Source organism: Roseisolibacter sp. H3M3-2, assembly GCF_029211165.1.
Taxonomy (GTDB): domain Bacteria; phylum Gemmatimonadota; class Gemmatimonadetes; order Gemmatimonadales; family Gemmatimonadaceae; genus Roseisolibacter.
In genome coordinates, this window is sequence record NZ_JARGEK010000337.1 from 1 (window position 1) to 5335 (window position 5335).

A 5335-nucleotide genomic window follows, 5' to 3' on the forward strand; every position below is an offset into this window, starting at 1 on the left:
TGCTGGCGGCGGCGGCGGCGGGGGCGGCGTGGGCGGGCTGCGCGCGCTGGCGTGGCACCCGGCCGGCGGGGGGCTGACGTACCTCAAGCGCGTCGGGCAGGGGGACCAGGTGGTGCTGCTGGCGGCGCCGTTCGACACGGCGCGCGCGCGCGTGCTCGCCGCCAGCGAGGACCCGGTCGCCGACGTGGCGTTCGACCGCGCGGGGACGCGCGTGTTCGGCACCGTGACGCGCGCCGGTCGCCGCGCCGTCGCCTACTGGGACCGCACCCGCGCCGACTCGGCGCCGCCGGCGCGCCGCGTCGTGGTCGGCTTCCACCACCCGGACTCGCTCTTCACCTTCCCCGGCGCGCTGTGGACCGAGCGCACGCCCAACGGCGTCGCGTTCGCGCTCACCTCGCCGGCCGGCGACCCGTACCTGCGCGGCGACGGGCTGCGCCCCGACTTCCGCCCGCGCCCGTTCGTCGACCGCGTGTCGCTCGCCGACACGTCGCGCGCCCGCGTGTTCGAGGGGGCGGCCGACGCGTGGGAGCGCCCGCTGGCCGCGCTCGACCCGGAGCTGCGCCGGCTGGTGGTGGCGCGCGAGAGCCGCACGCTCTTCCCCGACTCGTACCTGTGGGCGCGCGGCGAGCAGCCGGTCAACCTGACGCGCAACGCCAACCCGTTCCCCGAGCTGGCCTCGGCGCGCCGCGTCGACTTCTCCTTCCGCCGCCAGGACGGGCTGGAGGTGCACGGGAACGTGTCGCTGCCGCCGGGCGCGCGCGACGGGCAGAAGGTGCCGGCGATCTTCTGGACGTACCCGCGCGAGTTCACCACCGCCGACGGCTACCGCCGCGCCGCGGTCCGCGCGCGCAACCGGAACGCCTTCCCGCACCTCACCTGGCTGCGCTGGTCGGAGCTGTGGCTGACGCAGGGCTACGCGCTCGTCTACCCCGACATCCCGATCGTCGGCGAGAACTACAACGACACGTACATCGCCAGCATGGTCGACGCGATGTACGGCGCCATGCGCGCGGTCGACCGCCTCGGCGTGGTCGACATGGACCGCGTCGGGCACGGGGGGCACAGCTACGGCGCGTTCGCGACCGCGAACCTCCTCGCGCACACCCCGTTCTTCAAGGCCGGCATCGCCGGCGACGGCGCCTACAACCGCTCGCTCACCCCGACCGGCTTCCAGGCCGAGTCGCGCAGCATCTGGTCGGCGAACGAGACGTACATGGAGATGTCGCCGTACTTCAAGGCCGACCAGATCCGCGCGCCGATCCTGCTCTACCACGGCGGCGACGACAACAACACGGGGACGTGGCCGCTGCAGTCCGAGCGCTTCATGCACGCGCTGACGAGCCTCGGCAAGACGTCGGCGCTGTACGTCTACCCGTACGAGTCGCACACGCCGCGGTCGCTCGAGAACACGCTGGACCTGTGGGCGCGGTGGATCGACTGGTTCGACCGCTACGTGAAGGGGAATACCCCAGCGGGCGCGGTCTCAACCACATCGGAAAAGCAGTAGACAGGATCGACGGGAAACCGGGGGAGAGACTTCAGCCGTGAGTCTCTCCCCCGGTTTCCTGTCGATCCTGTCGAAGGCGGGTCGTGCGGGGAGACGTCCGCGGGGGCACCGCCGGCGGACGTGCCGCGTTGACCGCGCGCGCCCGCACCCGCAGCTTCGCCCGAGACTCCCTCCACACGACACGCCCATGGCAGACGCCCCGCCCCCGTCCGGCCCCGACCTCGCCGCCGGCGTCCCCGCCGCCGACCTCGCCGAGGGCGTCCCGCTGGCCGGCCGCGTCGGCGACGACGCCGTCCTGCTCACGCGCATCGAGGGGCGCTGCCACGCCGTCGGCGCGACGTGCACGCACTACGGCGCGCCGCTGGCCGAGGGGATGGTCGTCGGGCACACGGTGCGCTGCCCGTGGCACCACGCGGCGTTCGACCTGCGCACCGGCGCCGTCGACCGGCCGCCCGCGCTGTCGCCGCTCCCGTGCTGGGAGGTCGAGGAGCAGGGCGGCACCGTGCGCGTCGCGCACCGCGTCGAGGCGCCGCCCCCGCCCGCGCGCCGGGCCCGCGGCCCCGCGTCGGTGGTGATCGTCGGCGCCGGCGCGGCCGGGGTGGCCGCCGCCGAGACGCTGCGCGACGCCGGGTACGAGGGGCCGGTCACGATCCTCGACGACGACCCCGACGCCGCCGTCGACCGCCCCAACCTGTCGAAGGACTACCTCGCGGGGAACGCGCCCGAGGAGTGGGTGACGCTGCGCTCCGCCGCGCAGCTCGCCGAGCGCGGGATCACGCTGCGCCGCACGCGCGTCGGCGCGCTCGACCCGCGGGGGCGCCGCGTGCTGCTCGCCGACGGCGGCGAGGCGACGTACGAGGCCTGCATCCTCGCGACCGGCGCGTCGCCGGTGCGCCTGCCCATCCCGACGCACGAGGCGCGGCCGCTGCTCACGCTGCGCTCGCTCGCCGACAGCCGCGCCATCATCGCCGCCGCCGACCGCGCGCCGGCGCGCCGCGCGGTGGTGATCGGCGCCAGCTTCATCGGGCTGGAGGTCGCCGCGTCGCTCACCGCGCGCGGGATCGCGGTGCACGTCGTCGCCCCCGAGGCGCGCCCGCTCGAGCGCGTCCTGGGCGCCGAGGTCGGCGACTGGATCCGCGGCGTGCACGAGGCGAAGGGGGTCACCTTCCACCTGGAGCGGAAGCCCGTCGCCACCGAGGCCGACGGCGTGCGCCTCGACGACGGCACGCTGCTGCGCGCCGACTTCGTGGTCGCCGGCGTCGGCGTGCGCCCGAACCTCGGGCTGGCCGAGGGCGCGGGGCTCGCGCTCGACCGCGGGGTGGTCGTCGACGAGCGGCTGGTGACGAGCGCGCCCGGCGTGTGGGCGGTGGGGGACATCGCGCGCTGGCCCGACCCGCACACCGGCGCCGCGATCCGCGTCGAGCACTGGGTGGTGGCGGAACGGCAGGCGCGCGCCGCCGCCCGCGACGTGCTGGGCGACGGCGCGCGCTTCGACGCGGTGCCGTTCTTCTGGAGCGCGCACCACGACGCGGTGCTGCAGTACGTCGGGCACGCCGAGCGGTGGGACCGCGTCGAGGTCGACGGCGACCTGGCCGCGGGCGACGCCGAGGTGCGCTACGTCGACGGCGGGCGCGCGCTGGCGACGGTCACGGTGGGGCGCGACCGCGCTGGCCTCGCCGCCGAGCGGCGGATGGAGGCGGCGCTCGGCTGACGCGCCGCCGCCGCCGGCCTCACCACCACGCCTCGACGCCGAACAGCGGCCGCTCGCCGGCGTCGAACGGCGGCTGCGGGCGCGCGCCGTCGCACAGCGCGGCCAGCGACGCCTCGGCGAGCGTCTCCCAGTGCGCCGGGTAGCGCGACAGGTGGCGGCGGTGCGTCGCGCTCTCGAAGCACAGCCAGCTGGTCAGGACCGCGCCCGCGGCGGGCGCGTCGGCGGGGACGTCGCGCGGACGGATCTCCCACACCTCCCACTCGATCCCACGGGCATCGACGAACCAACGGGCCATCTCGGTCTCCTTGGAAAGGTCGCCGAGGGGTATGGCACGATGGCATCCAACCGCCCGCCCAGGGGGCGGGTCGCCAAATCGTTGTATTTGTTGGGCTTACGGCCTCGTTTCGGGATATGTACGGCAGCGCCCGTCTGACGGTATGGACGGCCGTTGCGTGGCGTCACGGACGGATCGCCGCCAGCATCGCCTCCGCGGAGTCGTGCCCGAAGCGCCGCTGCAGCCGGCGCGCGAGCGGGCGGCCGAGCCGCGTGAGCGGGTGCGCCGGGCGCGAGAAGGCGCGCAGGTCGTACCACACGGCGTCGTCCGCGTCCCGCTCAACCAGGAAGCGCTCCTCGCCGGCGGCGGCGTGCGCCGGCAGCGTGCCGTACGCGAAGCCGGCGCGGCGCGACTCGTCGACGGCGTACACGACGCGGCAGGCGTGGAGCGACCAGACGCCGTGATGCCGGACGACCACGGCAACCACGGCGCCGGGCGCCTGCGGCGCGCCCGCCGGGTGGACGTGCGCCCAGCCGAGGGCGGTCATGCGCCACGCGCGCAGCGCGGCCACCGCGCGCGCGAACGCGGCCGCCCCGTCGCCGAGCCGCACGCGGCGGTGGTCGACGACGTACCCCGGCGGCGCGGGGCCGTCGCGCGACGCCCCGACCTCCGCGTACGAGAACGGCGCGTCGCGCTGCGCGGCGAGGAAGGCGGCGACGTCGCGGTCGCCCGGCCGGGACAGGCGGAAGGGCACCGGCGCTACGGCGCGGCGACGTACGGGTGCGGCGACTCGCGCGTGCGGGCGTACAGCACCTGGTCCATCACCACGCCGTCCTTGACGCCGGCGCGCCGCATCACCCCCTCGCGCACGTAGCCGTTGCGCTCCAGCACGCGCATCGACGCGGCGTTCCACGCGAACACCGGCGCGTGCAGCCGCACGAGGTCGGGTTCGGCGAGCGCGGCGTCGGTCACGCGCCCCACGACCTCGGTCATCACGCCGCGCCCCCAGTGCGCGCGGCCGAGCCAGTAGCCGATCTCCGCCGAGAGCCGCGCGACGTCGTCGCCGCGGTGGAGCGCGATCCCGCCGACCGCCTCGCCCCCGACGTCGACCGCCCACGCCCCCTCGCGCGGCGGGTCGCCGGCGACGTGCGCGAGCCACCCCTCCCCGTCGGCGGCCGTGTACGGGTGCGGGAAGCGGTCGCGGAGGTTGCGCGCGACGTCGCGGTCGTCGGCGTGGCGCAGCAGCGCGGGGAGGTCGTCGGCGCGCCAGGGGCGGAGCACGCACGCGCGGCACTCGAGGATCGCGGGGAGCATGCGCGGGGCGTGGGGGGCGTCAGGGGGCGTGCGCCGCCATCCACGCCGCCGCGTGCGCGAGCAGGCGCGCGTGGTCGGGCGCGCCCGGCGGCAGCGCGGCGAGGGCGTCGCGCACGGCGCGCGGCAGCCCGTCGCGGTCGTCGGTGGGGAGCAGCACGACGCGCCCGGGCATCGCCTCGCGCAGCGCCACGAAGTACCGCCGCTGCGGCGCGACCAGCCGCAGGTGCGTCTCGAAGTGGCGCCGCGTGCGCGTCGGGTCGCCGGCGCGGCGGGCGCGCAGCTCGGCCTCGGGCGCGCCGAGCAGGTCGCCGAGGTCGGGGAACTCGAGCGCGCCGCGGTCGACGGCGTAGCGCAGCGGCGGCAGCGCGGCCGAGGGGGCGGGGCGCCCGTCGTCGGCGTCGATCCAGCCGTAGCACAGCGCCTTGAACGGGTCGCCGTCGAGCGCCACCAGCGGCGCCTCGTGCGCCAGCGCCGCCGCGCGCGGCCACCGCGCGGCGTCGCGCGCCACGAACCACGCGGCCGCCGCCCC

Annotated in this window: 6 protein-coding genes; 2 read left to right on the forward strand and 4 right to left on the reverse strand. The window is 77.0% G+C overall.

Going from position 1 to position 5335, the window contains the following annotated elements:
• On the forward strand, positions 1-1507 hold a 1507-nt coding region (locus PYV61_RS20420; protein ID WP_275835080.1), incomplete at its 5' end, for a prolyl oligopeptidase family serine peptidase.
• Between the two features lie 187 nt (positions 1508-1694).
• Positions 1695-3218 carry an FAD-dependent oxidoreductase gene (locus PYV61_RS20425; RefSeq protein ID WP_275835082.1) on the forward strand — a complete coding sequence of 508 codons (1524 nt, stop codon included), beginning with the start codon at positions 1695-1697 and terminating at the stop codon, positions 3216-3218.
• Between the two features lie 19 nt (positions 3219-3237).
• Here the strand turns inward: PYV61_RS20425 and PYV61_RS20430 are convergent, their stop codons facing one another.
• The 4 genes from PYV61_RS20430 to PYV61_RS20445 all read right to left on the reverse strand — a co-directional run.
• Positions 3238-3513, reverse strand: a complete 276-nt coding sequence (locus tag PYV61_RS20430) for a hypothetical protein (RefSeq protein ID WP_275835083.1) — start codon at positions 3511-3513, stop codon at positions 3238-3240.
• Positions 3514-3676: 163 nt separating this feature from the next.
• The gene (locus PYV61_RS20435; protein WP_275835085.1) at positions 3677-4246 is read right to left on the reverse strand and encodes a DUF1990 domain-containing protein; all 570 of its coding nucleotides are present in this window, start codon (positions 4244-4246) and stop codon (positions 3677-3679) included.
• Between the two features lie 5 nt (positions 4247-4251).
• On the reverse strand, positions 4252-4806 hold the full coding sequence (locus PYV61_RS20440) for a GNAT family protein (protein WP_275835087.1): 555 nt from the start codon (positions 4804-4806) through the stop codon (positions 4252-4254).
• A gap of 19 nt (positions 4807-4825) precedes the next feature.
• On the reverse strand, positions 4826-5335 hold a 510-nt coding region (locus tag PYV61_RS20445), incomplete at its 5' end, for a hypothetical protein (RefSeq protein WP_275835089.1).